Source organism: Clostridium sp. RTP31139st1_H3_RTP31139_211217 (assembly GCF_040227035.1).
In the GTDB taxonomy this organism is placed as follows: Bacteria; Bacillota; Clostridia; order Clostridiales; family Clostridiaceae; genus Clostridium; species Clostridium saudiense.
This window is the reverse complement of the sequence record NZ_JBCOAB010000044.1, coordinates 1-26,779: the sequence shown is the minus strand read 5'-3', so window position 1 is coordinate 26,779 and position 26,779 is coordinate 1. Positions and strand designations below refer to the sequence as shown.

The window sequence follows — 26,779 nt, the reverse complement described above, 5'->3', positions numbered from 1 at the left end:
TGTCTTGGATACAAGACACCGTTAGAAGCATTTAACGAAGAACAAGCTAAGTGTTGCACTTAGCTTGACAATTCGTCGATGATAAAAAAGCTGCCGGATATAATAGACTATTATTACTTCCTGGAATTTATAGAATCGATCACCTAGGAACTATTTATGTTCCTGATAGATTTACCCTTAATATGAATGGAGCTACTTTAAAAGAAAATCAATTTACCGGTGATAGTTCCTTAATGATTTCATTAGATTCTACTTTTGATTCTCATGTTCTTAATGGCAATATTGAAGGTGATTATTTTAGTCATGATTATGTAAACTCAACTAATAATTCAGAATGGTGTATGGGTACTTCTATTTCAGGACTTTGTAAATATAGCTCTTTTGAAAATATAAAAATTAAAAATATTACTGGATATGGTGCTGGTAGTGGTATAAGTAAAAAATCTGGATATATCTATTTCGCTAAAGCATTAGGTAATGTATTTAAATTAGGTGATATAAGTATAATTGATGGATCTATTATATCCTCTACCGAAAGACAAAGTACTGATTTTATTGATATTTCAAGTCATACTAAATATGACTATATAGCAATAAATAAATATTTAGGATACCAAGGCATGTTGGGAGGATCTTGGAGTTTAATTCTTCATTTCTATGATAATAGTAAAAAATATATTAAATCAATTAGTGCTTTTCAATATAGAAGAACTAGAATTCCATCAAATTCTTACTTTATGAAAGTTACAATTTTAAGTTCTACAGCCAGTAGTGACTTTTGGATTGTATATTTCAAGGTTCCTTGTCATTGCAATTTTACTAACATTGAATTTAATAATTGTAGATGTGTAGGATTAGCTCAAGGTGCTATGAATGATATGTTTGTTAATAATTGCAAATTCACTTTAAATGGACAATCTGGTGCATTCTGTGCATACGATGCAGAAGATGGTTGGGATCAAATGCAAGATGTAACAATTAAAAACTGTAATTTCATTAATAACTATAGAAATGACTTTTTAACTTGTGCTGGTCATAATTTTATAATAGACGGACAAGTTAATGGAAAAATTTATATGTGGGAAAGAACACGTTCTTCAGTAATTATTAATTGTAATAATACTAATATCACACTTCAATCTGGCGGAGCTAATACAATCGTTAAACACGGCATTTATAGAGTATATAATAATAATTTTACCGATGGTAATGTAGCAAATAACCTTTCTAAAAACAACTCTTGCATTGGTTCATTATCCGGAGTAATTTATAATTCTATAATCGGAGCATATGGAGATAATAGTTTTTATAATAACTGTGAAATAAATATTTCTAAATCTTTTATTTGTAATTTATATAAAATAACTATGATAAATTGCACATTAAAGCCAATACCAGAATTTAATGATAGATATAAACTTTCTTTTATGACAGGTCATAATGAAAGTTATTATTTCGAAAATTGCAATTTTTTAGGAAAATCATCTTTAGGTGGAAATGCAGATTTTTATTCAGGACACTTTTTTAAATGTAATTTTGAAAATGTTAATATATTTCCAAATGTTAATGCTAATTCAGATGATTTAATTCTATTTGAAAATTGTTCTATTAATTGTTCTGAAAATAATCTTATTTATTATCGTCCATTTGCATATACTAAAGGAACTTTTACTAATTTAGAATTTAAAGACTGTATAATAACTATAAGTAAAACTAACTCTTCCTTTATTTATGCTTATGCAAAACCAAATGGCTCTTGTGAATTTAATAATTGTAATTTTATTATTTCAAGCATATTTACTATTTTTGATGGTTATCCTTCTTATATAGATAATATAACAGATTATAGTTTAAATTTTATTAATTCCCCTTTACTAGAAAATACAAAACTGATAAGTGATACTTTTAAATCTAATAAAAATATAAAAATAACTATAAAATAGTATTAATCTAATTTATGAATTAAAAGATAGATAAAATTTAATTCTATCTTTTAATTCAATAATATTATTTTTTAAGAATTTTATTAATATTTTTAAATACTTAAACATTAATTATTAATAAATATAATTCTATATTTTTCAAAATCAATATTTTCATCAAATTTTCTTGCAAATAAACAATTACTATTCTTTATTTTATCAAAATCATTTTCATTTAATACTCTAGGATATTGAGGACCTGTTTTCCAATCAATATATCTTAATGCCATATTGCTATCATTTTCTGTAATATCATATTTATAAATATTATTTTTATAATCTGAATTCATTATAATTGTTTGAAAAAATTCTTCATCTGAATATATTGCCTTTTTAAATGCTTTTATATATTGTGGATTATCATTTATATATTTAAATATATAACTACAGAAAGATCCAGTAATTCCAATCCAATTACATCCTTTATATATTTTAGGTAAAGTATTATAATATTTATTTTTAGAATATAATTTATACTTATTCTTAAAAGCTATAATATTATTTTCTAATACATTTTTATTTTTCTTAAAATATATACTAGAATAATTATACTTTAATCTTTTTTCTATCTGATCTGTAATATCTTCATCTTTTACTACACCTATAAATTCTTTTCCATTATTATCTTTTAAGAATTTTTTAATTTCAGTACTATTTTTTAATGGTAAGCAATCTCCTGAAATTAGAAATATATAATCATAATTATTATCTTTTACATTACTTAATAAATTTAAAGTTGCTTTTACTAAAGTAAATCCAGCCCATTGTACATTAACTCTTTCTTTTATTAATTTAACCCTATCCGATAAATCTATAAAATCATTAATATTACTTTTTTTATCAACATGAATATATATATCATTATCTTTTCCTAATATATCTATCATCTCATCTAAAATTTTACTTCTTCTGTGACATACTACACAATATGCAACTCTCACAAATCCAATCCCCCTAATATTATATTATTTATAACTTAAAACAACTTTCTTTATGATTGGCTGACAAATAGAAATTATATATTTAAACTCTTTTGTATTAAAAAATAATACTAAATATATTATACTTGGTACAACTACGCATACTATCCCCTTAACTACCAATGAAAGGAATTCATTAGTTATTACAATTAAACTACATAATTTAATTGTGATTAAACCACATACTAAAGTTAATATTAAATATATAAAATATTTTTTAAAATATTCAAAAACTGATTTATCAAATATTTTATTATAAACTAACTTTGACTGTGTCCAAATTGGTATTGATATTGTACTTATTGTTGTGCCTAAAAATATCCCAGCTAACCCTAAATATCTAGTCAATATTAATGATGCCACTAAATTTATTGCCGCTTCTAGTAATGGAATATACTTGTCTGGTGAAAATATCCCTGCTTTACTTTTAAATATATTTATTGATGTTCTTAAGCCAGTTAAATAAAAATTACATAATATTAAAATTAGACTTAACTTATTTAATAATAATCCTTCTCCAAAAATCCAATTTATAAATGGTTCAATTAAATTGTACAATGTTATGGAACATATAGAATAAATCCAAAAATTAATAAAGTATGTGATATTAAATATCTCATAACTTTTTTCTTTACTTTCTGTTGCTATTAAATTACCTACACTTGCTCCTATTCCATTTAAAATTGGTGTTAGCAATGATGCTAATTGTGAAATAATTAAAGTATAATTAGAGTATAAACCAACAGTTTTTAAGCTTATTAACGATGATATTAATAAATTATCTGTTCCAAAAACACAATATGTTCCAATATTGTGTAAAAAAATCGCCTTAACATTAGTTATTAAATTTTCTTTTGTGTCACTATCAACTTTATATTTTTTATTATCTTTTATATACGAATACCTTTTATTAACAACACTTCCATTACATACATTTTGGATTATAAATATCAATAATTCTATTACTAAATATAAAATATAACTTTTAGAAATTTTTAATACTATAATTTTAGATATTGTTGTTGCTATATTAAAGATAAGATTATATTTAACTAAAACATATCCTTTTTGGTCTGCATTTATTAATGACCACTTATGTGCATTTAAATATGATATTACATTTTTAATTACAAAAATAAAATATACAAATCCTAAAAATGAAATATTTGTACCACCTTTTATTAATACTCCTAAAAATGGATATAAACTCATGCTTAATATAAAAATCACTATAGCTAAGATTCCATATAACTTTTTGTATAATTGAACTAAAGCAATTATTTTAGGCTTATCATCTTCTGCTAATGGCTTGTACAAATTATAAATAATACTTGTTCCTATTCCACCTTCCACTAGGCTTAACATTGATAATACATTAGTTAATAATCCATTTATACCTAAATATTCAGTTCCTAAACTATTTAAAAATACTTTTCTTGATATAAATCCCAATAAAGTCATTACTACCTGAGTTATGATACTCATATAAATATTTTTAATTGAATTTTTAGTTCTCATAATAGTCAATCCCTTTTTTACATAAATTTTATTATTATAACTTTATAATTTTTCTACTTAAATCAAATGCTTTACCAAAATAAAAACCACTATTATATAGCTTAATTCTTATTCTTCCGTTTATATTTTGATTATTTAAGTAATACTGTATGAACTTATTATTTTTAGTTTTTATTCTTTTAGCCTTATATTGTTTATAAACCTCTATATTATAATTATTTAATTTAGGAATCATTATTACTTTAGAGATAAACATATGCATATATATTAAATATTCAAATTCTTCTTTATATTTATTATTCAATCTATTCTTATCTAATTTATCTTTTATAAAATTCATTGCTTTATTAATTTCTAATATTTTAGAATTAGATATTTTAGTTATACTATCATTTCTTTGATAATAATTATATAATCTTTTATGACAAAATGATATTTTAGGAGAATTTATAAATAAATTAGAAACTAAAGCCAAATCTTCTGCATAAGAAATATCATTAGGAAATTCTATATCACTTAAATTAATAAATTCTCTTCTTATAAACTTAGCCCAAATAACTGGAGAAATATTTCCTATAAATAGTTCTGTTACTATATCATTTTTCATATTCTTTATTCTAAATGTATCAAATGGCTCTTTTCTATCATCATAACTATAAAATGCATTGTATAAAACAATATCCGAATTATTCTTTTTAACATTATCGTATAATATTTCTAAACAATCATTTTCAATCCAATCATCGCCATCAATAAATAAAATAAATTCACCATTAGCCACTTTAAATCCTGATTTTCGCGCCTCGATAGATCCTTTATTTTTTTTATCAACTATTTTAATGCGATTATCTTTTCGCGCAAAAACATTTATAATTGCTAAAGTATTATCATTAGACCCATCATTAACAACAATTATCTCAATATCTTTTAATGTTTGTTTTATTATAGACTCTAAACATCTTCCTATATAATCTTCTATGTTATATGCGGGTATTATTACACTTACTTTCATACTCTTTACACCTTTAAATATAATTGTTGATTTATTTTAAAATATATTCCAATTTATACATATCATTATTGTTTGTAAAATCAATACATTTTAAATTATTACTTAATTTATCCCTTAATTTATTATCATCTAGTAATTCTACAACTGCTTTATAAACCTCAATTTCATCAATAGGCACTATTATTCCATTTTCATAGTTAATAAATTGTTCCCTAGCTCCTGAAACATCCGTTGTTATTATTGGCTTACCTAATATCCTAGCTTCATTAGTTGTTGTGCAATATCCTTCAAAATATGATGTTTGAACATATATATCACATTCTTCTAAATATGGATATGGATTTGATTTATTTCCTAATAATATAAAATTATCATCTAATCCATTTTCCTTAATCATCTTTTCTAATTCAGTTCTTTGATTACCTTCTCCACATACATACCATCTTATCTTATACCCATCGGTTATTATTCTTTTACACACATTTATTGCCATTTTATATCCTTTTTCTGGTGATAATCTTCCTATTGTTAATATTTTAAATCCATCATATTCATCTTTAAATACCTCATCAACCTTTGATTTCATTAATATATCTTTAATAGGAATAATATTATAAAAAATATCTACTTTATTTTTAAACTCCGGAAAAATTTTTAAAACTTCCTTTTTTATACCATTTGATACACAAAAAATTTTATCATATTTATTATACGATTCTTTATAATACCTAATATTACAAGGGCTCTTACTTGGATCACTATGTAACCATAAAACCTTTTTATTTGCCTTTATATTATTTGCTACAAATACTGATGGCAATCTAGATGGAGCCTGATATGATATTGCTAAATCATATTCTCCTTTAACCATTGGTAATAGCCTGCAGTTATATTTATATATTGAATGTAAATTTCCTTTAACTTTATATAATATTGTGTTATAGATAATATTAAAACTATCTATAAATTTTCCTTTTAAAATGTTATCTAAAACTCTATTTTTTACAGATTTATAATCTAATTTCTTAAATTCATTAAATGTAATAAGTTTAACCTGCTTAGGTATTTTTTTTATTAACTCTCCCTCTATAGCTGTTAATAGTAACGTTACGTCATATTTTTCATAATTAATTACTTCTAACATTGAAATTAAAGCTTTTTCAACACCACCCATATTCATTTTTTCAGACATTATAATAATTTTCTTCATTATAAAATTCCTCTTTTTCGATTTATAGTAATGAATATACCTTTTTTATTTCCTTTTCAGTCCCTACTTTTTCATATTTTAAATTATTACAAATAACCTTTACTAACTTTTTGTCGTTTATAATTAATTTTAGCTTCTCCGCCAAATCTTTACCATTCATTTCTGAAATTAGCCCATTTTCCCCATCTCTAATTTGGTCATAAACAATATCAAAATTAGTAGCTACAATTGGCTTATTTAATATTCTTGCTTCCGCTATTGCTAACCCAAACCCCTCAAATCTAGATGGTTGACAATATATATCACATTCCTTAATAAAAGGATATGGATTAGTAAATGTTCCTAAGAATTTAAAGTTATCATGTAAGTTGTATTCAGTAACCATTTTTTCCAATTCACTCCTTAAATTACCTTCTCCTATTACGTACCATATAAAATCTATATTTTTATCTTTTAAATACTTAGCTGCTTCAATAGCATACTCATACCCCTTTTGATAAACCAATCTACCAATTGTGAGTATTCTAATACCTTTATAATTATCGACAAACCCTTTTCCTTCATTAGCCATATTATTAATTAGACTTTCAGAAATAATATCATATATAGTAATAATTTTATTTTTAAATTCAGGAAAAACACCCTTTAAAACCTCTGTACAAACCATTGATACTGATACTATATTATTAAACTTTTCATAATAATTAAAATCAAATTCTCTATTATATCCAGCAAACTTATAATCTATATTCACCCAACATATTTTTTTCTTTGCAACTACCTTTTCTACTACATAATATGTAGGCGTCCCTTGGCTATAAGCTATTGCAATATCATATTCTTTTTCTAATTTAGGTATAACATTATTAAGTCTTGTCCACATTAATTGTGCACCATGCTTAATCTTCGTAACCTTTGCTTTATATCTTAAAGTAATACTTGTATTAACTCTCCATAGCGCAAATTTAAAATCTTTTATCTTAATTAAATCTAAAATAGATAATTTCATTTTACTAAATATATCAGGTGGATCTATTAACCTTACATTTTCCGATAGCAAAGGAACATATAATCCCCCTTCTTTAAAAGTTAATAAATCTATTTCATAATTCTCATAATCAAATAAACTTAGCAATGATACTAAACTTTTTTCTGCCCCACCACTATTTAATGAATCAATTACAAACAATATCCTCTTCTTCATTGCACTCCTCCCATTGAGCTTTACTAGATGTAACTCTATCTAAATACGCTTTAGATATTTCTAATCTTTCATTTACATATTTATTTACTTCTTTATAATTAACATCCTTAATAAGATTATTGAAATTATACTTTTCACTAATAAGCCTATTTTCAATTTTTAATACACTTAATAAATCTCTCATTCTTGTATTTATTGCTTCTTTTCTATTAACTACAGCAAATTGCTTTTCAAATATTATAGAAAATGCTGTACCATGAAATGAATTAGATATAACAAATTCAGCATTTTTAATATAACTAATAAAATCAATAGGTCCCATATTTTTTATAACCTTATCTGAATAATCACTTTTGAACACTGTATATATTTTTAATTTTTTCTCTTTTGCTAATTTTAAAGACACCTCTTTAATTAACTCATTTCCATCAAAATCATATACAAAAATATATTTTTCTTGCGTATCTATTTCATAAGTCATATTAATCCATTCTTCTTTACTTAATAAAAAAACTGGATCCATAACTTGTATCCCATGATTTATCCCTAAGTCTTCTAGAATATTTAATGCAGATACTTCTCTAACTCCAATAAAATCTATTCTTTCTATTCTTTCTTTAGTAATTTCCTTTAATTCATTATCTATTTCTTCTATAGCAAAGCTAGCTGCATAAGAAGCTTTTACTTTACCTTTTGGAACAAAGTCTAAATAAAATGCAGGATCTTTTCCATTTCTAAACTTTGAATTCCAAATCTGATCACTTCCACAAATATATACATCTGCTTCTGATATATTATTTTTAAGGTCCTCATTAGATTCATATCTTTTTCTAGTTATATTTAAATACTTATTTCTAAATTCATCATATTTTTTCTTAACCTTTAATGCTAAAATTCTTTCTGGTAGCTTTAATGCTAAGTAAATATATTTTAAGATTAAATTATTCTCACATTTAGGATTAGTTACCACTAACAACTTATAATTATTACTTAAATAATCTGGCTTATAATCTATAATCTCAACTTCATGTCCATTATTTTGTAAATATTTCATTAATGCATATGCTTGTAGGCTTGCTCCTGAATTATATACCTCATGACAAGTAATAGTTTTTATCTTCATGCTACACTCCTTATAAATAAAGCTAAATTAACTTGTATATTTTTTCTACTTCACTTTTATTGCTATAATCATTTTCTTTTGTTCCATTAATTAATTTACTTCTTAAATTTATATCATCAATTACTGCTACTATTCCTTTAGCACAGCCATCATTATCCATAGGAACTATTACTCCATCAACCAAATCTTTAAGTTGACTATCGGCAGTAGCAAACTTTGTTATAACAACTGGTTTATTAAGCATTTGTGCTTCTCTAACTGTTACAGCTTTACCTTCATACCTAGATGGCTGTACATATATATCACATGACTTTAAATATGGATATGGATTATCCTTTTTACCTAAAATAATCACATTATCTGTAACTTCTTCTGCTTGAATCCTTTTTCTTATTAACTCTTCTTCTGATCCATACCCAATAATAAACCATCGTATCTTATAACCTTGATTAATTATTCTCTTTGCTATATTGGGTACATTATCAAAATTCTTTTGTTCTGAGAATCTTCCTATTGAACAAATATTAATAACATTACTTTCTTTTGAAATTTCATTAGAGACATCTATTGCATTAGATTGCTTCCTAACATATTCTAAAGGTAATATATTTTCAATAACTATTGATTTATCAATTAACTCAGGATATTTATTATCAAAAGCATTTTTGCATGAATCAGAAACAGAAACAATATAATCACATCCATCCCACATTTTTAAATCTTCTTCCCTATTAACATTTATTCTAGTAAAGTCAGTATGTAACCATCCTAACTTTACTTTTGCACTTACTTTCTGCTGCAAAATATAATGCGGATCAATAAAACTAATTCCTAAATCATAATTTCCCTTAATATTAGGAAGACTTTTAATAGCATATTTATGACTATATTCCTTAATTAAATAACACAAATCTCCTGTATTATTTAACTTTTTATTCTCCTTATTTGCTTTTAACTTTCCTTTTAATCTTCCAACAAAAATTTTTATATTTTTATTTTTTATAACCTCTTTTATCGGTAATAATAAATTTCTATATTCACTATACTCGCTTAAAATTCTGACTTGTTTTGGTATCATATTCATTAATTCTCCAACTGGATTCAATAACAATAAATCAACCTTATACTTATCATAATCAATTGATTTTAGTAACCCTAACAAGCTTGTCTCAGCTCCACCTATTTCCATATTAGAATGTACTATAAAAAACTTTTTCATATTATCACCTAACTTAACTTTGCTTTCATTAAAACATTACAAATACCTTGTGCTTTTTTAAGCGATAAATTCCTATATATCCAATTAATTGCTTTCACTCTCAATTTAGCTTTATCCTTCTCTAAACTTGAATTTTTCCAAGGAGTCTTATCTAAATAATCTAAGTAAATTTGTTTTTTAGGATGCTTACATCCCTTAACCCATGGTCTTGTTGTAAAACCCGGTGTGAAATGAATATATACTGGATTTTTTAATGATTCCTTTATTACTTCATCAGAGTAAAATTCATTATCTATTCCATAATAAGAAATTATATCTTCTCTTTTCATTGTGTAATAAACAGTCATAAGGTTAAACTTTGGATTTAAAATCTTTGATTTTTTGCATAAAACTCCATTTATTACACCTTGATCATGATGAGTAACACTTCCATTTTTACTATTTATGAAATTAATAAATTTATCTTGAATATTATCTTCTCTCCACTTTTTTAAATTTATTAAAAGCATCCCTGCATTAATATAATTTTCAGCAGTACTTATTCCCACCGCTGATTTGATAGTACTACTTACAGTATCTGCTACACCGGCTACATAATACTCACTCATATCTGTATTCCATAACTCATCAACTTTATCAACTATAACCGTATCACAATCAAAATATAATACTTTATCAAACTCTTCTGGTAACATTGAACTTATAAACAATCTAGCATATGAGCTTAATGATATATCCCATTGCATATTTAATTTCAACATACATTTATATTCATTGAAATTTATAAATGTAATTTTTCTTTTATAACACTTAATAATATTATTTAATTTTTCTTTATTATCTTTGCTTATTTCATTATCAATAACATATATATGTATATCATCAAAATGCTTATTATTATCTAATAAAGATACTATTGATACCCCTGTATGTTGGGAATAATTATTATCACTTGAATATACTACAACTAACTTCATATACCTACCTCCTTACTAAACTTACTTCTTATAGATGCTACATTTTTACCACCTATGCACTTAGCTAATAACTTCTTTGCGCCTGTTTTAACTCTAGTGCTGTAAGGTAACCAACTTTTATAATAATGATGAATTACAAATGTATTATCTGTTTGTTTATTATAACAATTTATATAATCATAAGGTGAAAAATACTCCTGTGGATAAAATGTTGCTATACCATCAACACTTTGAAATGTTCCATCTAATTTTATTCCTATTTCTTTTACTAACTCACTTACTACTGCAACATTAGTTAAAGTATCTATTCTTCCATCATCTTTAATAAACTTTTTCCCCTCGTAAGTATCCAAAAACTTCTTAATAAAACTATTACCTTTTTTTGATCCAATTGTACTTGTAGCTATAAAATTCTTTTCTTCAAATCCCCAAAAAGAATCATTTTTTAATATATCATCAGTGAATTCTTTAATTACTTCTACATCTGTATCTAAATATATTCCACCATAATTATATAGAGCATATACCCTAACATAATCACTAACAAATGCATATTTCCCATTATCATATGCTTGTCTTATAAATACATTAGAATTAATATCAAAATTTTCTTCATTCCATTCAATTATTTCATAATTATTTAAATTACTTTTCCATGATTCTATGCACTTTTTAACTATTTTAGGTTTTTCTCCTTTTCCAAACCAACAATAATGAATTGTTTTAGGTATTTTAAAACCTTCCATACTATCACCATCCAAATATAGATTAACCTCGAATAACATTATAAAAGAAACTTATATTTTCCTTAAATGAATACTCTCTCCTTAAAAATGCCGGTAATCTTAAAAATAAAGTTAATATTTTAAATACATAATACTTAATATTTCCATATATCTTTTTAAAATAACTATACATACTTTGAGTATATATTATTCTTTTTGTATTTGATCTATTAGGGCTCTTACCTTCTAAATGAATTACTTTAGGTTCAGTAATTAATACTCTTCTTAATCCAACTTCTTTAAGTCTAAATTGTAAATCTGTTTCCTCAAAGTACATAAAAAATTTTTCATCAAATCCATCCAAACTTATAAATAAATCTCTTTTTAAAAACATTAATGCTCCAACAACATAGTCTACGTCAGTAATACTTAAGCTTGTATTTTTATTCCTATCTACATTATTATTTTTATTAGATTTACGTATAATATTTATATATTCTTTAATTATTCTTTTTCCATTTGGAAAACTACCTGCCGAACTAACTACATTATTTTCATTATCAAATAACCATGCACCCAAACATCCAATGTTCCCTTTTAACTCATTATCTTCATAATATTTTATAAATTCATCAACAATATTATTTTGTACTATTGTATCCGAGTTTAGAAATAATACAAACTCTCCTTTAGCCACTTTTACGCCTATATTATTTGCTTTTCCAAATCCATAGTTAACTTTATTTTTTATTAATATTACATTTTTATATTTTTCAGTTATCATATTGCATGAGTCATCAAAAGAGTTATTATCTACAACTATTATTTCAAAATTTTTTGAGGTACATTTTTCATATACAGATTCTATACAGTTATCCAATAATTCCTTTGTATTATAGTTCACAATTATAATAGATACCTTAATCATATCCACCCTTTCTTACTTTAAAAATATTCATATATTCATTTAATTTATTTATATGCTCAAAGGCTCTTATCCTTTTTCTAAACATAAAAGCTTTTTTAAGTTAATATCTTTTTAATAATTCTATTTATTTTATTATCTTTATACATTTCTTCGCCCATATTATAAAAATAATTAGTATCCTTATTTAGTATTGACTTTAAAAATTTATCTTCGAAGTAATTTCTTTTTCTTTCATTGTTGCTTGCTTCAATTATCTCATTACAATTTAAAAAATAATCTATTTTCTCTCTTATTTTTTCACAATTGTAATCACTTAAAAACAGATTTGAAATACATACTTTAAAGGTGTTCAAAAGCATAGCAGTTGCTCCATTATATCTTTTTTCGTATGTATCATTATAATATTCTTCTATTACTTTCTTTTGAACCTTAAATCCTTCTATCATATCATTAAATAGGTATGGCATATATTTACTTGTGCCTCCTCCACATCTATAGTAATATAACTCCCTATTAATCATTGTTATTTTTTCTACCTTTAATAACACTTCCAAATTATAAAACAAATCATCCCCTAAAAATTTTATATTTTTTAGATACTTTCCACTTCCAATCAAAAACTTTCTCTTATATACCTTTGCACACATATTAGATGGAAACGGATGCCCATGAAAATATGCTGATACTAAAGATTTCCTAATCTCATCACCTTCAACTATGCTGTATTTATTAAAATACTCCTTATTTCCACACTTCTTTATAATTCCAAATTTATCTATTACTTTATACATATTAAATATAGCTACATCTGAATCACTTTCCTCTATACATTTATTAACTATTTCTAAAGTATTTTCAGCAATCCAATCATCAGAGTCTACAAAAGTAACATATTCAGATTTTACAAATTTCTAAACTACAATCTTTTGAGCCATCATTCACTAATATTAATTCAAAATTTTTATATGTTTGATTTAATATTGATTTTATGCATTTTTCTAAATATTTTTCAGAATTAAATATAGGAACAATAATACTAAACTTACTCATGTTTTCCTCCCATACAATCATTAATTGAATATTAAATCTTTTAAATTAAAATTTGTTGGATATCCCATCCCCATTCCAATAACTTGTTCATAATAAAAAAATATAAAATAACAAATTATAAATGCGAAATAAACTAATCTTTTTTCCTTTCCTTTAAAACAATTTTTAATTATAAACGGAATTAAAACAAAGTTATATAATTGAAGATATAATGTAAATCTATTAAAAATCCAATTAAACATTCCAGCTGCGACAAACATAGTGTTAATTATAGACATATTTATAAATACATTACTTTCCGGCCATGCCTCTTTTAAATCTTCTCTCTTTAAATAGGATAATATTACAGGAACTGCATTAACTACTACCCTCATAAAGCTAGATCCACCACCGTCATAATCCGAATATTCAGCATACTGTGTACTTTCTAATGCCTTAAAGAAAATTGGACTCACAACATCATAAAGCAATACACACCCCATTCCCAAAATCATGAAAATTATCATTTTCTTGGACCAAGACTCTTCCCTTACTATAAAGTAAATTGGTATTAACATTAATGCTGATCCATGAAACATAGATATTATAACCACTAAAATACAATACACTTTAAACTTCCCTCTAATAATTAATGGTACACACATAAACAATAAAGCTGCTGCTAAACACTGTCTCATTCCATTCATAGTTACAATATAATAACCAGATGTTATATACATATATACTTGTAGCTCTAAATAACTCTTATATTTATTAAATGATATTACATTAAATAAATTTGTTATTAATGCTACTACAAAGACTAATATCTGTGGATCACTTGATATTGGTATTAATAATAAACTTATAATAGTAAACCCAATATCCTTTCCATCCTGAGGCATAACAGGATTTTGAACTAATATTTTATATGAATGCATATACATTCCCGTATCACCAATTCCACTCCTCAAGCCTGATACAAATATTAAAATTAATGCAACTATTATAGAAAACATTATTGCAATTAATCTATATTTCTTTTCATATGCTATTCTAGCTAAAAAATATGATATATAAGTAGATACTAATGTTGCATAAAATACAGCCATTTATATTGCCTCCTCTAATTAAGGTCTGGTGTTTTCTTTAGTATATAAAGATAAAGAGCTATTCCAAATGGTATTGCTAAAACTGTCATTACTTTATTAGGAGTTTTCTTTAAAAACCGCTTATCCTTAGATAAAATACCACTAGAAACATAATGAATACACTCCTTAAACTTATTCTTGCTTGATATTCTCGGATTCTTCATATTCTCAATTCTAATAAAAGCAAATCCCTTTGGATTTCTCCTATATTGCTTAAACATATTTAAAGATGAACCATCTTCCATATACTCAACAATACATATAACTTCATTCATTACCCCTAACCTATAATTATCATCAAGTCTTGCATACTTATAAGCCAAACTCACATACTTTTCACCTTCAAAAATTGGATAAGGATAAAGCTTAGTTAAATCACTTCTATAAATAAACTTCTTATCTCCTTTAACTCCTAAAGTATTATAAATATCAAAATAAGTGGTTTCACTTACATCACTTGGTAATTTCGTTCCTATAATTTTTCCATTTTCATATGCATCAAGTGCCACAAAACCTGCTAATCCTCTATGTCTATTACTTTTCCAAAACTTCACTATCTTTTCAACTGCATCATCAGTCATATAATCATCGGAATCAATACAAGTATTAATTTCAGTATCAATTAATTCATAAGCAGTATTATGAGCTCCATGCATTCCTTTATTTTTCTGATAGTGATATCTTATTTCAATTTCATTTTCACTAATCCATTTATCTACAATTTCCTTAGTATTATCACTAGATCCATCATCAACTATTAGCCACACAAAATCCTTACTACTTTGTCTTTTCAAACTTTCATAACACTTATGTAACGTATAAGCTCTATTAAAAGTTGGTGTAAATACAGTTAATGTCTTCAATTTTTAAACCTCCAACTCCTATACATATTTCTTCAGATAAAAATCACTTAACCATTTAACATTATTAGTAGAATCATAACCTTTTTTTACCATCAGATTTATATCATCTCTCTTCTTAAAATCACTATTAAGAACAATATCTGCCCAATATTCAGCTCCTTTAGATAAATCAATAAACTCTACATTATTAGTAATATCACTTTCCTTAGTTACTCCAGTAGACGTTATAACCTTTAATCCTGCTGCTTGAGCTTCAACCATAACTACAGCTAGTCCTTCAAATTGAGATGGAAATAAAAATAAATCCATTGCTTGCATTAGCTCTGGTATATCTTCTCTTACCCCAAGAAACTCAACACTCTTATCTAATCCAAGCTTATTTACTTTTTCTTCAATCTTTTCTTTTAAGTATCCATCCCCAACTAAAAGTAAAACTATATCTTTATCTTTCTTATAAATTTCATTAAATACATCTATTAAAAACTCATGATTCTTTTGAGGATTAAACCTTCCTACATGTCCAATTACTTTCTTACCTTCAATATCTAATTTTCTTCTAATATTATTTCTGACTTCTTCATTAAATCTAAATTTTTCAGTATCAACTGCATTATTCAAAACAGTAACTTTCCCTGAATTGCTTATATCTTTTCCAAATAGCCATTCTCCAGCCCTCTTTGAACAAGCAAAATAATCACTAACATTTCCTTTTAAATTTCTTCTTGCATATACTCTAAAAGGGTACTTATAATCAAGTTTTAAATCTGATAAATGGCTATGAGCTATTCTACACTCAATCCCAGCTTTCTTAGCAGCTTTTAAAACAAATCCACTATTTTCATTTATATGAGAATGAACAACCTTGTATTCTTTATGTTCATTAAAGAAGTTATCTAATTCTTTAAAATACTTATTATACTTACCTGGTTTTATAGGAGATAATCTATATATTTTCCCGCCTAAAGCTTCAATTTCATCATCATAATGCCCTCTTTCAACTCTATTCGTCATAAAATCAAATTGAATCTTACTTTTGTCCAATTTTCTATAATAATTCATCAACATTGTTTCAAGACCACCACGATTCATTATAGTTACAACCTGCAATACTCTTATAGGCTCCATAGTCATATCTCCTCCTTTATAGTATTTTTCTTAACATCTCTATACTATTTATCATTAAAAAACTTGGAATACTAAGCTTATACTTATTAAAGAAATAAAACACTCTCCAATGAATTGCAAAATTACTTAACTCCAAATTCTTATAAGCACTATCAATATAATCTTCATTCAAAATACCTTTAATATTTTTTATCTTATTAAAAATTGAAATATCATTACTTTTACTACATTCTAAAAGTCCCATTCCTAAAACCGAAGTACATATTCTATTATTCAAAGCAATTTCATATTGATTTCCTAAATTATTGTCCTTAATAAAATCCCTCATATAATTAAAATAATTTCTTCTCTTTTCAACAAAATCAGGAATATACCTAGAAGTTATAGAATTACTATTACCTCTCCAATAATGGTACATAGGCTTATTTAATAAAATCACCTTACTAACCTCATTAAAAACAAATATATTAAATAGAGTATCTTCACCCGAACCAATTTCCTTTAAATCAACAAATCTTAAATCTTTATCTTTTAACAATGATGTTCTATACATCTTAGCCCAAACAGTACCTAATGCATCTAAATACTCTGGATTAGCTAATTCCCTCCCAATTGGTCCTACAAGCTTTCTTAGTAACTTATCTTTTACTTCCTCATTAACATATAAGCTTTCTTCCGGTAAATTAAATATCTTTTCCTTAGAATGATCTGTAAACTCTCTAACATAAGTACACATAACTAAATCACAATCATTATACTGAATATACTTATGTAAAACTTCAACCATATTAGTATCAATCCAATCATCACTATCAACAAAAACTATATATTTCCCTTTTGCTTCTCTTATTCCAATGTTCCTAGCTTCTGAAACTCCTAAATTATCATTATCTATAACTTTTATCCTTTCATCTTCTTTAGCATATTCCTTTAATATATTTAAACTATTATCAGTTGATCCATTATTTAAAGCTATTATTTCAATATCCTTAAAAGTCTGATTTAATAAACTATTCAAGCATCTATTCAAATATTTTTCTACATTATATATAGGAAGAACTATACTAACTTCACACATATCAATTACCTATTAGTAGCATAAGAAGCTAAACCCTTCTCACCATTAATCTCTAATTCAATATCCTCATAAACCCTAAGAAGCTCATTATTAACATTCCTAATATCATACTTATTAATTTCATCAGACACTATAAATCTTCTATCACTTGCAAGATAATAATCTTCAATAGCATGAGCTGTTGCTTCAGCATCACCAACATTAACCAAAGTTCCAACACTATAATTACAAACAATATCCCTACAGCCCCTAATATTAGTAGCAATCACCTTTCTTCCACATGCCATAAACTCCATTAAATTTCTAGGTAATCCTTCTCTATACGACATTAAAATCCCAATATTTGATATATTTATTAGATTATTTACATCCTCCCTATATCCTAGCATAAATATGTTATTTTGTAAATCTTTTGAAATTATTTGTTCACTTAGATATGTAATATAATTACCATCCCCAGCACAAAGCAACTTTATATTAGGATACTTATCCTTCAAATACTCCATTGCATTAATAACCTGCATATGATTCTTATTTTTATTTAATTCAGCAATCATTAATACAACAAAATCATTAGATTTTAAGCCTAAACTTTCTTTAATAGTAGAAATCTTATCTTCACTTAGCTTTTTATACTTTTTTAAATCAATGCCAACTCCATTAATAAAGTAGCATTTCTTAGGTTTAAGCTTATTTTTAGTAATTTCATAATCCTCAGAATTAATATTAATAATTACATCACTTAACTTAGCCATAGCTTTTTCAATAGGATAATATAATAACCAGCCTAATTTAGATCCACCTTTTAAAAAGTGATATCCATGAGCAGTATAAATAGTTTTTATATTATCATAATTAATTTTTAATAGCCTGCCATAAATAGAAGCAATAGGAGTGTGCACATGTACTATGTCATAACTATATAGTCTTTGAAGCTCACTAAGCTTTTCAAAGGCCTTAATATTACCAATACCAAGAGGATTTCTTGAAAAAGGCACCTCAAAAACCTTAACTCCCTTATTTAAAAGTTCTTCATCAATTGGCTTATCTATAGAACAAGCACAATGAACCTCATATCCATTTTCTAAAAGCATCTCAATATGAGGTATTAAAAAAGCATTAATAGTCCTGCTAACAGTCGTTACATACAATACCCTCTTCAAAACTATTCCCCCTCTTATTTTCGTCAACCTTAATAACTGCTGCTGGAACACCAACTGCTGTACTAAAAGATTCAATATCATTTACTACTACAGCTCCAGCTCCTATTATTGATCCCTTACCTATCTTCTTTCCTTGAATAACAGTAGAACCTGATCCCATCATTACGCCTTCTTCAATAAGGTCATTTCCTGAAACATTAACATTCCATAATAATGAAACATAATCTTTAATAATTGAATCATGCCCAACTCCACATTTAGGACTTATAATTACATGATTTCCTATTTCAATATTTGCAGTAAGGATTGCCCCTTCATAAATTATTGTTCCTTGTCCCACAGTCATATAATCATGTATCCAAACTTTTGGATGTACTATAGTTGCAAATTTAAATTTATTATTCACCTTATTTACTATCTTCTTTTTAACTTCATAATTTGCTATGGCAATAACAATATACGTATCATTAGATAAGAATTCTAAAGAATCTATTCCACCAATTACTGAATACCCATTAATAACTTTTCCCCAGTTATCAGTGTTATCATCAATGAATCCTAACAGATTCCAAGTTGGCTCTAATTCATTTATTTGTTGAATTATTAATGAAACTTCTCTCCCTACTCCACCTGCTCCTATGATCACTATATTCTTCATCTTTGCAACCCTTCTCTTTTTACTTTATCTTAAACTTTTTATTCTTACTCTTTTTAAAATCACCATAATATCCATAATATTTATTATCAATAGACTTATCACAAGCATTTAATACAGTTCCAATAACATTTGCCCTTACATCAATAAGCTTGTCATAAGTTTCTTTAACCATCTTTTCCTTAGTAACTCTAGATTTAACAACTATAAGAGTTCCATCTGCCTTTGCTGATAAAAGCAATGCATCCGTTACAGGAAGTACAGGAGGTGTGTCTAAAATTATATAATCAAAATTAACCGCTAAATCTTCTAATAGATTTTCCATTCCATGAGACCCTAAAATTTCTGAGGGATTAGGAGGAACAGTTCCTGCTGTTATTAAGAAAAGAGAATCATCAACCTTTTTTATAACACTTTTTAAATCACTATTTCCAACTAATACATCTGTTAATCCTTCACCATTAGTGACAAAAAAGTTATAATGTACAGAAGGCTTTCTTAAATCACAATCAATAATTAAAACTCTTGCGCCATCTTGACTTAATATGTTTGCTAGATTCCCTGCTACAGTAGACTTACCTTCACCCATTATGGAGCTAGTTACTACTAATGTTTTTATAGGTCTGTCTACAGATGAAAACTTTATACTAGTTCTTAGACTTCTATAAGCCTCCGCTGACAGTGACTTGGGCATTTTTTTCGTTATGAACATTTTTATTCTCCTTTCTGAACTCTCTTTCAGACATTGGTATACTTCCTAAAACAGCAACTGGTATAACTTTCTCTAATTGCTTTTTAGACATTATCCTACTATCTAAATAATCCAAAACTAAAATTAATCCTATTGATACAATTATTCCAGCTGCAAAAGCTATCATAGGAAGCTTTGTCTTATTAGGATATATTGTTGAAACTCTTGCTTCACTTAAAACTGTTGGATTGGTTCCTGGCATTATTTCCTTTACTTTGTCTATAAGCTCATCACAAACAGCATTTAATGTTTCTTCCATTTGTTTATCTGTATAACTTGAGTAATAAATATTAACTATTGGGGTGTTTTCTGAAGATGAGAAACTTAAAGAAGAAGCAACCTCTAGTGATGTTTTATCTATTTTATTTTTCTTTAAAGTATCATCTAAAAATCCATCAATTCTTGAAATTTCACTAAATATAGTTATAAACTGTGAATAATAACTTAACTCCTCTTGTGAATAAATATCTAGCATATCATTGCTATTCCCCATAAATACCTTTGCACTTGCACTATAACTTGGTTGAAGCTTTGATACCTTATATAGAGCTAAACTAGTCATTAAAACCGGAATAACTATGATTATCCAAAACCTTCTTTTGAATAAATACCACAGCTCTTCAAAATCAAATAATCTATCTTCCATCTTAATCCTCCTATCCTAAGTTCCTATCTATAAATAAATTTCCCCATTTATCTCTCGCAGTTAATTCATCAACTATTCTTTATTTACCCTGATTTGCTATAAATTAAGTTAAATTAATTTGTTCCATTAAAATACTCCATAGTTACAGTTTCACTTTGATTAATTCCTTCTCTCTTAAATACCTTCCAAAAAGTTAAAAAGAAGATTTTAACATCTAACCATAACGACCAATTATCTACATACCAAACATCAAGTTTAAATTTTTCACACCATGTAATAGAGTTCCTTCCATTAATTTGTGCCCATCCTGTAAGTCCTGGAAGTACTTCATGTCTTCTTATTTGTTCACTATTATAATGTTCAAGATATTGAACTAATAATGCCCTTGGACCTACCAAGCTCATATCACCTTTTAAAATATTAATTAGCTCTGGTAATTCATCAATACTAAAACTTCTTAAGAATCTTCCAAACTTAGTTAACCTCTCGTTATCACTTAATAAGTTCCCATCCTTATCAGTAGAGTTTTTCATTGTTCTAAACTTTATCATCTTAAAAATCTTATTATCCTTACCTACTCTCTCTTGCAAGAAAAAAGCAGGACCACCTAAGTTTATTCTTACTAATAAATAAATTATTAGCATAAATGGTGACAAAAGAATTAAAGCAGTTGCTGATATTACAATATCAAGTAGTCTTTTTATAAACATATTATCCTTCCCTTTTCTCTTACCTTTTTATTTAATTCTCTTTTTATTGAATTTGCCTTTTATTTTTATCTAATTTATTTTTTCTTTAAACAAATAGCTCTTTTATAATTTCAATAACTCTATTAATTTCTTCTTCATTCATCTTTGTATCTGAAGGTAAGCATATCCCCCTATTAAATATATCTTCAGAAACACTAATGCCATGATAACTAAAGCTACTAAAGAAATCGTATTTTTCATAATAAGGCTGCATATGCATTGGCTTCCACACATGTCTTGATTCTATATTGTTTTCTTCTAACTTTAGAATTATATCAATTGGCTTAACTTTTGATTCTATATTAATTGTTGCAACACTTAGCCAATAGTTAGGCTTACCATAATCACATATATTAGCCATTTCTATATCTGGAATATCCTTAAATGCCTCTTTATATTTTTCATAAATATACTTCTTTTGAGCTATTCTCTCATTTAAAATCCTTATTTGTCCTCTTCCTATTCCAGCTACTATATTGCTCATTCTATAGTTATATCCAAGCTCTGTATGTTTATAATATCTTGCATTATCTCTTGATTGAGTTGACCAAAACCTCGCTTTTTTTATTGCTTCATCATCATTAGAAACTAACATTCCTCCGCCTGATGTAGTTATTATTTTGTTTCCATTAAATGAATAAATTCCATACTTTCCAAATGTCCCTGTTTGTTGTCCTTTATATGTTGCACCAAGTGATTCTGCTGCATCTTCTATTACTGGAACATTGTATTTATTACAAATCTCCATTATTTCATCCATATTTGCAGCTTGTCCATAAAGATGAACTACTATAACTGCTTTTGGCAAAATTCCCTTTTTCTCATAACATTCAAATGCTTTTTTTAATGCTATAGGAGACATATTGAAACTTTCGTATTCTGAATCTATAAATACTGGTGTTGCTTTTTCATACATTATTGGATTACAGCTTGCTGCAAATGTTAGATCTGAACAAAATACTGTATCGCCTTCTTTTATACCCAATAGCTTAATTGCTAAATGTATTGCTGAAGTTCCTGATACTAATGCAGCTGCATCCTTTATACCTACATACTCTGCAACTTCTTTTTCAAAGTTATTTACATTAGGTCCAAGTGGGGCAATCCAGTTTGTATCAAATGCTTCTTTTATAAAGCTTTCTTCAAGTCCTCCCATATGTGGTGAAGCTAAGTATATTCTTTTATTTTCTTTTTGCTTTGTTACTTCTATACGTTTAGCTTCTTTCTTTTGTAAACTCTCTCTCTCCTTTAATACTTCCATTATTCTTTTCCCCCCAATGTTGTAGCTGCAACCTCTTCTACTAACTTTTTCTTATTATAAAAATCTGGTGAATAATATGTTGGTACTATTTCTTTTAGCTTATCAATTAACATATTTTTATTTCCTAATTTTGTTACAAATATTAAATCATCTATTTGTTTTCTTAGCTTAATTAATGAAATAGTTTCTGGCTTATCAATAAATATTTTGTTGTGAGCAGTTTTTCTTAACTCATCATTATTCATTAATAATTCTTCATATAGTTTTTCTCCTGGTCTTAAGCCTGTTATTTTAATTTTTATATCTTCATTGGGTTTATATCCTGAAAGCCTAATTAAATTTTCTGCTAAATCATATATTTTTACTGCTTTACCCATATCTAAAACAAAGATTTCCCCACCTTTTGCATATGCTCCAGCTTGAAGTACAAGTTGTGCTGCTTCTGGTATCAACATAAAATATCTTGTTATATCCTTATGAGTTAATGTTACAGGCCCACCATTTTTTATTTGCCTCTTAAACAAAGGAATTACTGACCCATTACTTCCAAGCACATTACCAAATCTAACTGCAACAAACTCAGTTTTATTTCCTCTTTCATTATTAGTAGCTTGTACTATCATTTCACAAAGTCTCTTTGAAGCTCCCATTACATTAGTAGGATTCACTGCTTTATCTGTAGAAATTAAAACAAACTTTTCTACTTTATATTGGCTTGCAAGTTCAGCCATATTTAATGTACCTAATACATTATTTTTTATTGCTTCTCCTGGATTATCTTCCATTAATGGTACATGCTTATGTGCTGCTGCATGAAATATTATCGATGGTCTATATGCACTTATTATCTGATTTAATCTATATTTATCTCTTACAGATGCTATTATTACCTTCTTATTTAAGGTTGGCTCATTATAAGATAATTCATTTTGTATGTCGTAAACATTATTTTCATAAATATCTAATATTAAAAGTAACTTCGGATTAAATTTTGCAATTTGTCTACATAACTCTGATCCTATAGACCCTCCACCACCAGTTACTAAGACTACTTTATCCTTTATATATTCTTCTATTCCTTGTTTATCTAGCTTTACTTCTTCTCTACCAATTAAGTCTTTTAAATCAACATCTCTCATCTTATTAAAAGAAATTCCTTCTTCTAATAATTGATAATATCCTGGTATTACTTTTACCTTTGCTTTTGTATTACTACATATATCTAATATTTTAGATTTTTCTTCCCCATCTATTTTGGCAATTGCAAAAAGTATTACATCTATATTTTCTCTTTCAACTATTTCAGAAATAGCATCTCTATCTCCAAGAATCTTTACCCCATTTAAATAACTATTTATCTTGCTCTTATTATCATCTATAATACCTACGATATTATATTCAGAACTTTTTTCTTTTCTTATTTCATTCATTATTGCTGAAGCACAATCTCCTGCCCCTATTATTAATACTTTATATTTACCATCTATTTTTTCCGAAACTGTGTAAATAAAAGCCCTAGTTATTACTTTTAGCGACATTCTTAAAGCTGTAATCATTCCTGCTATTAATATACCCGCTAAAATATTAGTTAAAACTGATATTCCATTTGGAATAATCATCATAACCACTGTTGTTATAATACATGAAATTATTGTTGATATTACTGTTTGTTTAAACTCAAATACCCCAGCATTTAACCATATACAGCTGTACATTTTAAAAATTATTAATGATACTACGTATATAAATACTACTAATGGTAGTTTTATAAATGTTTCTATTATTTCTGTATGAGATGCATACTGAAACAACATAACTAGATAATAAGATAAAATTATAACTGCTATATCACTTAGTAGTAGTATTACTCTTTTGCTCTTTTTACTTAAATTTATAACTGTAGTTTTAAGCATTGTCCTTCCCCCCTTTTTGATTATTTAAATACTTTACTTTGAATTACCTATAAGTATTAACACACCGTCAATTCACTACATATTTGTTATAATAAATTATATATTTTACATCCTTTTCCAGTAAATAATCTATTAGTTGCACACTGTATATAATTAACATTTATTACTTATTGTATTAATTAGCTATATTATTATTAAATAATTACTTTAAGTTATTTTATTGTTATTCCTTTGAATTATTTTCTACTTAATTATCATTTAATCAACAAAATTTGCATTTCAATTTTAGCTAGCGTAATTATTCTATTTATAAACTCTTTAATTTATTACTAATATTTCTCAAATATATTTTTAATAATATTTTATAGATAATACTACAATACTAATTCTTTATTACCCTTGTATTACTCTCAAAAATAATACTTAACTTGATATAGTTTTAATAAAAATTTAATTATGCCAATGATTATTCATTTCATAATTATACTTTTGGATTATAAAATCTATAGTATCTAATTACTACTAAGTAGTAATTTCAGAAATCGTTATCAATACTTCTTAGTATAATTTTTAACATTTAATGTAATTATTAATAGACTTTTACATTTTTTTAGAATATAATTTTAGTAGTAATTACTTTATATATGAAAAGGGGGATAAGATGAAAATTTCTATTTTATGTAGATATCCAGTCATTCATGAAGGTATTAAAGCGATATTAAGAAATAAGTATGAAGATATCACTGGCTTTACTTCTATAGAAGATTGCTTTAAAACATTAGATTCTACAGAAAACACAAGCCTAAATGATACTGAAGATACAATTTTAATAATCACATTATTTAAAGAACATTTAAAAATAATAGATAATATTCTAGCTATTAAAGACAATTATTCTAAATTAAAACTATTAATCATAGATTTTAACGAAAGTAAGGACATGTTCTTTAAAGTGTCAAAGTTAAATGTTGATGGATATATGTTAGGAACGTTTGCTCAAGAAGACATCAGTTATGCTTTACATAAGATTTCAACTGGAACTAAATTTTATGATCGTGAATTATTGTATAGACTTGTTGAAGATGAGCCTGCTGCTACAATTACAAGCAAAAATAATTTAGGAACTCCACTTACAAGAAGAGAGTTAGAAATACTTTCTCAATTGTCAAATGGATTAAGTAACTTTGAGATAGCTAAAAATCTTAATATTAGTGAAAATACTGTTAAGAAACATATAAGTAATATATTTATTAAGATTAATGTTAAAGATAGAACTCAAGCAATTATTTATGCTTATGAATCTGGGTTAATTGCTAAACCATTATTTTTATAAGTGATATTTTTTATTAAGAACACGCATATAAATTAATAAAAACTAATTAAGTGTTCTTACATAAACTTAAAGGTGCTTCCTTTAAACTTTAAATTAGCGTTTGCATATTTTTATATGACGAATTGTCAAGCTAAGTGCAACACTTAGCTTGTTCTTCGTTAAATGCTTCTAACGGTGTCTTGTA

Annotated in this window: 24 protein-coding genes and 1 pseudogene; 2 read left to right on the top strand and 23 right to left on the bottom strand. The window is 26.0% G+C overall.

Annotated elements, in window-relative coordinates; translation table 11 throughout:
* Positions 1-182: 182 nt before the first annotated feature.
* On the top strand, positions 183-1,943 hold the full coding sequence (locus ABUA17_RS14985; protein ID WP_349818110.1) for a hypothetical protein: 1,761 nt from the start codon (positions 183-185) through the stop codon (positions 1,941-1,943).
* 107 nt (positions 1,944-2,050) lie between these two features.
* Here ABUA17_RS14985 and ABUA17_RS14980 read toward each other — a convergent pair whose 3' ends face one another.
* The 23 genes and pseudogenes from ABUA17_RS14980 to ABUA17_RS14870 all read right to left on the bottom strand — a co-directional run bounded on the left by ABUA17_RS14980 (position 2,051) and on the right by ABUA17_RS14870 (position 25,262).
* Positions 2,051-2,923, bottom strand: a complete 873-nt coding sequence (locus tag ABUA17_RS14980) for a beta-1,6-N-acetylglucosaminyltransferase (RefSeq protein WP_195952485.1) — start codon at positions 2,921-2,923, stop codon at positions 2,051-2,053.
* 24 nt (positions 2,924-2,947) lie between these two features.
* On the bottom strand, positions 2,948-4,480 hold the full coding sequence (locus ABUA17_RS14975) for a lipopolysaccharide biosynthesis protein (RefSeq protein WP_195952486.1): 1,533 nt from the start codon (positions 4,478-4,480) through the stop codon (positions 2,948-2,950).
* Between the two features lie 34 nt (positions 4,481-4,514).
* Positions 4,515-5,492, bottom strand: coding sequence for a glycosyltransferase family 2 protein (locus tag ABUA17_RS14970; protein ID WP_195952487.1), 978 nt, complete (start codon positions 5,490-5,492; stop codon positions 4,515-4,517).
* A 31-nt stretch (positions 5,493-5,523) separates the two neighbouring features.
* Positions 5,524-6,702, bottom strand: a complete 1,179-nt coding sequence (locus ABUA17_RS14965; protein ID WP_195952488.1) for a glycosyltransferase — start codon at positions 6,700-6,702, stop codon at positions 5,524-5,526.
* Positions 6,703-6,724: 22 nt separating this feature from the next.
* The gene (locus ABUA17_RS14960) at positions 6,725-7,906 is read right to left on the bottom strand and encodes a glycosyltransferase (RefSeq protein WP_288161218.1); all 1,182 of its coding nucleotides are present in this window, start codon (positions 7,904-7,906) and stop codon (positions 6,725-6,727) included.
* On the bottom strand, positions 7,878-9,029 hold the full coding sequence (locus ABUA17_RS14955) for a polysaccharide pyruvyl transferase family protein (RefSeq protein ID WP_195952490.1): 1,152 nt from the start codon (positions 9,027-9,029) through the stop codon (positions 7,878-7,880). Before ABUA17_RS14955 ends, ABUA17_RS14960 begins: the two co-directional genes overlap by 29 nt.
* 22 nt (positions 9,030-9,051) lie before the next feature.
* Positions 9,052-10,248, bottom strand: coding sequence for a glycosyltransferase (locus tag ABUA17_RS14950; protein ID WP_195952491.1), 1,197 nt, complete (start codon positions 10,246-10,248; stop codon positions 9,052-9,054).
* 8 nt (positions 10,249-10,256) lie between these two features.
* The gene (locus tag ABUA17_RS14945; protein ID WP_195952492.1) at positions 10,257-11,225 is read right to left on the bottom strand and encodes a glycosyltransferase family 8 protein; all 969 of its coding nucleotides are present in this window, start codon (positions 11,223-11,225) and stop codon (positions 10,257-10,259) included.
* A complete protein-coding gene (locus ABUA17_RS14940; protein ID WP_195952493.1) occupies positions 11,222-11,971 on the bottom strand; it encodes a glycosyltransferase family 32 protein in 750 nt (249 codons plus the stop codon). The genes ABUA17_RS14945 and ABUA17_RS14940 overlap by 4 nt, the downstream gene beginning before the upstream one ends.
* Before the next feature lie 22 nt (positions 11,972-11,993).
* Positions 11,994-12,878: a glycosyltransferase family 2 protein gene (locus tag ABUA17_RS14935; protein ID WP_195952494.1), complete on the bottom strand. Its 885-nt coding sequence runs from the start codon at positions 12,876-12,878 to the stop codon at positions 11,994-11,996.
* A 95-nt stretch (positions 12,879-12,973) separates the two neighbouring features.
* Positions 12,974-13,669 (bottom strand): hypothetical protein, encoded by a 696-nt coding sequence (locus ABUA17_RS14930; RefSeq protein WP_243275967.1) that lies wholly within the window; start codon positions 13,667-13,669, stop codon positions 12,974-12,976.
* A gap of 9 nt (positions 13,670-13,678) precedes the next feature.
* A pseudogene (locus tag ABUA17_RS14925) lies at positions 13,679-13,928 on the bottom strand (glycosyltransferase family 2 protein); the annotation flags it as partial.
* 20 nt (positions 13,929-13,948) lie between these two features.
* Positions 13,949-15,019, bottom strand: coding sequence for an EpsG family protein (locus tag ABUA17_RS14920; protein WP_195952495.1), 1,071 nt, complete (start codon positions 15,017-15,019; stop codon positions 13,949-13,951).
* A 14-nt stretch (positions 15,020-15,033) separates the two neighbouring features.
* Positions 15,034-15,921, bottom strand: coding sequence for a glycosyltransferase family 2 protein (locus ABUA17_RS14915; RefSeq protein ID WP_195952496.1), 888 nt, complete (start codon positions 15,919-15,921; stop codon positions 15,034-15,036).
* An 18-nt stretch (positions 15,922-15,939) separates the two neighbouring features.
* Positions 15,940-17,046, bottom strand: coding sequence for a glycosyltransferase family 1 protein (locus tag ABUA17_RS14910; protein WP_195952497.1), 1,107 nt, complete (start codon positions 17,044-17,046; stop codon positions 15,940-15,942).
* A 16-nt stretch (positions 17,047-17,062) separates the two neighbouring features.
* Positions 17,063-18,124: a glycosyltransferase family 2 protein gene (locus tag ABUA17_RS14905; protein WP_195952498.1), complete on the bottom strand. Its 1,062-nt coding sequence runs from the start codon at positions 18,122-18,124 to the stop codon at positions 17,063-17,065.
* A 5-nt stretch (positions 18,125-18,129) separates the two neighbouring features.
* Positions 18,130-19,287 (bottom strand): glycosyltransferase family 4 protein, encoded by a 1,158-nt coding sequence (locus ABUA17_RS14900; protein WP_195952499.1) that lies wholly within the window; start codon positions 19,285-19,287, stop codon positions 18,130-18,132.
* Positions 19,256-19,945 (bottom strand): acetyltransferase, encoded by a 690-nt coding sequence (locus ABUA17_RS14895; RefSeq protein WP_195952500.1) that lies wholly within the window; start codon positions 19,943-19,945, stop codon positions 19,256-19,258. The genes ABUA17_RS14900 and ABUA17_RS14895 overlap by 32 nt, the downstream gene beginning before the upstream one ends.
* A gap of 19 nt (positions 19,946-19,964) precedes the next feature.
* The gene (locus tag ABUA17_RS14890) at positions 19,965-20,654 is read right to left on the bottom strand and encodes a CpsD/CapB family tyrosine-protein kinase (RefSeq protein WP_195952501.1); all 690 of its coding nucleotides are present in this window, start codon (positions 20,652-20,654) and stop codon (positions 19,965-19,967) included.
* Positions 20,605-21,339, bottom strand: coding sequence for a YveK family protein (locus tag ABUA17_RS14885; protein ID WP_195952502.1), 735 nt, complete (start codon positions 21,337-21,339; stop codon positions 20,605-20,607). Before ABUA17_RS14885 ends, ABUA17_RS14890 begins: the two co-directional genes overlap by 50 nt.
* Positions 21,340-21,452: 113 nt before the next feature.
* The gene (locus tag ABUA17_RS14880; RefSeq protein ID WP_195952503.1) at positions 21,453-22,049 is read right to left on the bottom strand and encodes a sugar transferase; all 597 of its coding nucleotides are present in this window, start codon (positions 22,047-22,049) and stop codon (positions 21,453-21,455) included.
* An 85-nt stretch (positions 22,050-22,134) separates the two neighbouring features.
* Entirely contained in the window at positions 22,135-23,244 is a 1,110-nt protein-coding gene (locus ABUA17_RS14875) for a DegT/DnrJ/EryC1/StrS family aminotransferase (RefSeq protein WP_242858790.1), read from the bottom strand.
* Between the two features lie 104 nt (positions 23,245-23,348).
* The gene (locus tag ABUA17_RS14870; RefSeq protein ID WP_195952504.1) at positions 23,349-25,262 is read right to left on the bottom strand and encodes a polysaccharide biosynthesis protein; all 1,914 of its coding nucleotides are present in this window, start codon (positions 25,260-25,262) and stop codon (positions 23,349-23,351) included.
* Positions 25,263-25,923: 661 nt separating this feature from the next.
* Here ABUA17_RS14870 and ABUA17_RS14865 point away from each other — a divergent pair.
* Positions 25,924-26,595, top strand: coding sequence for a response regulator transcription factor (locus ABUA17_RS14865; RefSeq protein WP_349818109.1), 672 nt, complete (start codon positions 25,924-25,926; stop codon positions 26,593-26,595).
* Positions 26,596-26,779 lie beyond the last annotated feature (184 nt).

Coding starts and splice junctions, on each gene's coding strand:
- ABUA17_RS14985 (WP_349818110.1), top strand. CDS start 183: ATGAATGGAGCTACTTTAAAAGAAAATCAATTTACCGGTGATAGTTCC.
- ABUA17_RS14975 (WP_195952486.1), bottom strand. CDS start 4,480: ATGAGAACTAAAAATTCAATTAAAAATATTTATATGAGTATCATAACT.
- ABUA17_RS14970 (WP_195952487.1), bottom strand. CDS start 5,492: ATGAAAGTAAGTGTAATAATACCCGCATATAACATAGAAGATTATATA.
- ABUA17_RS14965 (WP_195952488.1), bottom strand. CDS start 6,702: ATGAAGAAAATTATTATAATGTCTGAAAAAATGAATATGGGTGGTGTT.
- ABUA17_RS14960 (WP_288161218.1), bottom strand. CDS start 7,906: ATGAAGAAGAGGATATTGTTTGTAATTGATTCATTAAATAGTGGTGGG.
- ABUA17_RS14955 (WP_195952490.1), bottom strand. CDS start 9,029: ATGAAGATAAAAACTATTACTTGTCATGAGGTATATAATTCAGGAGCA.
- ABUA17_RS14950 (WP_195952491.1), bottom strand. CDS start 10,248: ATGAAAAAGTTTTTTATAGTACATTCTAATATGGAAATAGGTGGAGCT.
- ABUA17_RS14945 (WP_195952492.1), bottom strand. CDS start 11,225: ATGAAGTTAGTTGTAGTATATTCAAGTGATAATAATTATTCCCAACAT.
- ABUA17_RS14940 (WP_195952493.1), bottom strand. CDS start 11,971: ATGGAAGGTTTTAAAATACCTAAAACAATTCATTATTGTTGGTTTGGA.
- ABUA17_RS14935 (WP_195952494.1), bottom strand. CDS start 12,878: ATGATTAAGGTATCTATTATAATTGTGAACTATAATACAAAGGAATTA.
- ABUA17_RS14930 (WP_243275967.1), bottom strand. CDS start 13,669: ATGTATAAAGTAATAGATAAATTTGGAATTATAAAGAAGTGTGGAAAT.
- ABUA17_RS14920 (WP_195952495.1), bottom strand. CDS start 15,019: ATGGCTGTATTTTATGCAACATTAGTATCTACTTATATATCATATTTT.
- ABUA17_RS14910 (WP_195952497.1), bottom strand. CDS start 17,046: ATGGAGCCTATAAGAGTATTGCAGGTTGTAACTATAATGAATCGTGGT.
- ABUA17_RS14905 (WP_195952498.1), bottom strand. CDS start 18,124: ATGTGTGAAGTTAGTATAGTTCTTCCTATATATAATGTAGAAAAATAT.
- ABUA17_RS14895 (WP_195952500.1), bottom strand. CDS start 19,945: ATGAAGAATATAGTGATCATAGGAGCAGGTGGAGTAGGGAGAGAAGTT.
- ABUA17_RS14890 (WP_195952501.1), bottom strand. CDS start 20,654: ATGTTCATAACGAAAAAAATGCCCAAGTCACTGTCAGCGGAGGCTTAT.
- ABUA17_RS14885 (WP_195952502.1), bottom strand. CDS start 21,339: ATGGAAGATAGATTATTTGATTTTGAAGAGCTGTGGTATTTATTCAAA.
- ABUA17_RS14880 (WP_195952503.1), bottom strand. CDS start 22,049: ATGTTTATAAAAAGACTACTTGATATTGTAATATCAGCAACTGCTTTA.
- ABUA17_RS14875 (WP_242858790.1), bottom strand. CDS start 23,244: ATGGGAGGACTTGAAGAAAGCTTTATAAAAGAAGCATTTGATACAAAC.
- ABUA17_RS14870 (WP_195952504.1), bottom strand. CDS start 25,262: ATGCTTAAAACTACAGTTATAAATTTAAGTAAAAAGAGCAAAAGAGTA.
- ABUA17_RS14865 (WP_349818109.1), top strand. CDS start 25,924: ATGAAAATTTCTATTTTATGTAGATATCCAGTCATTCATGAAGGTATT.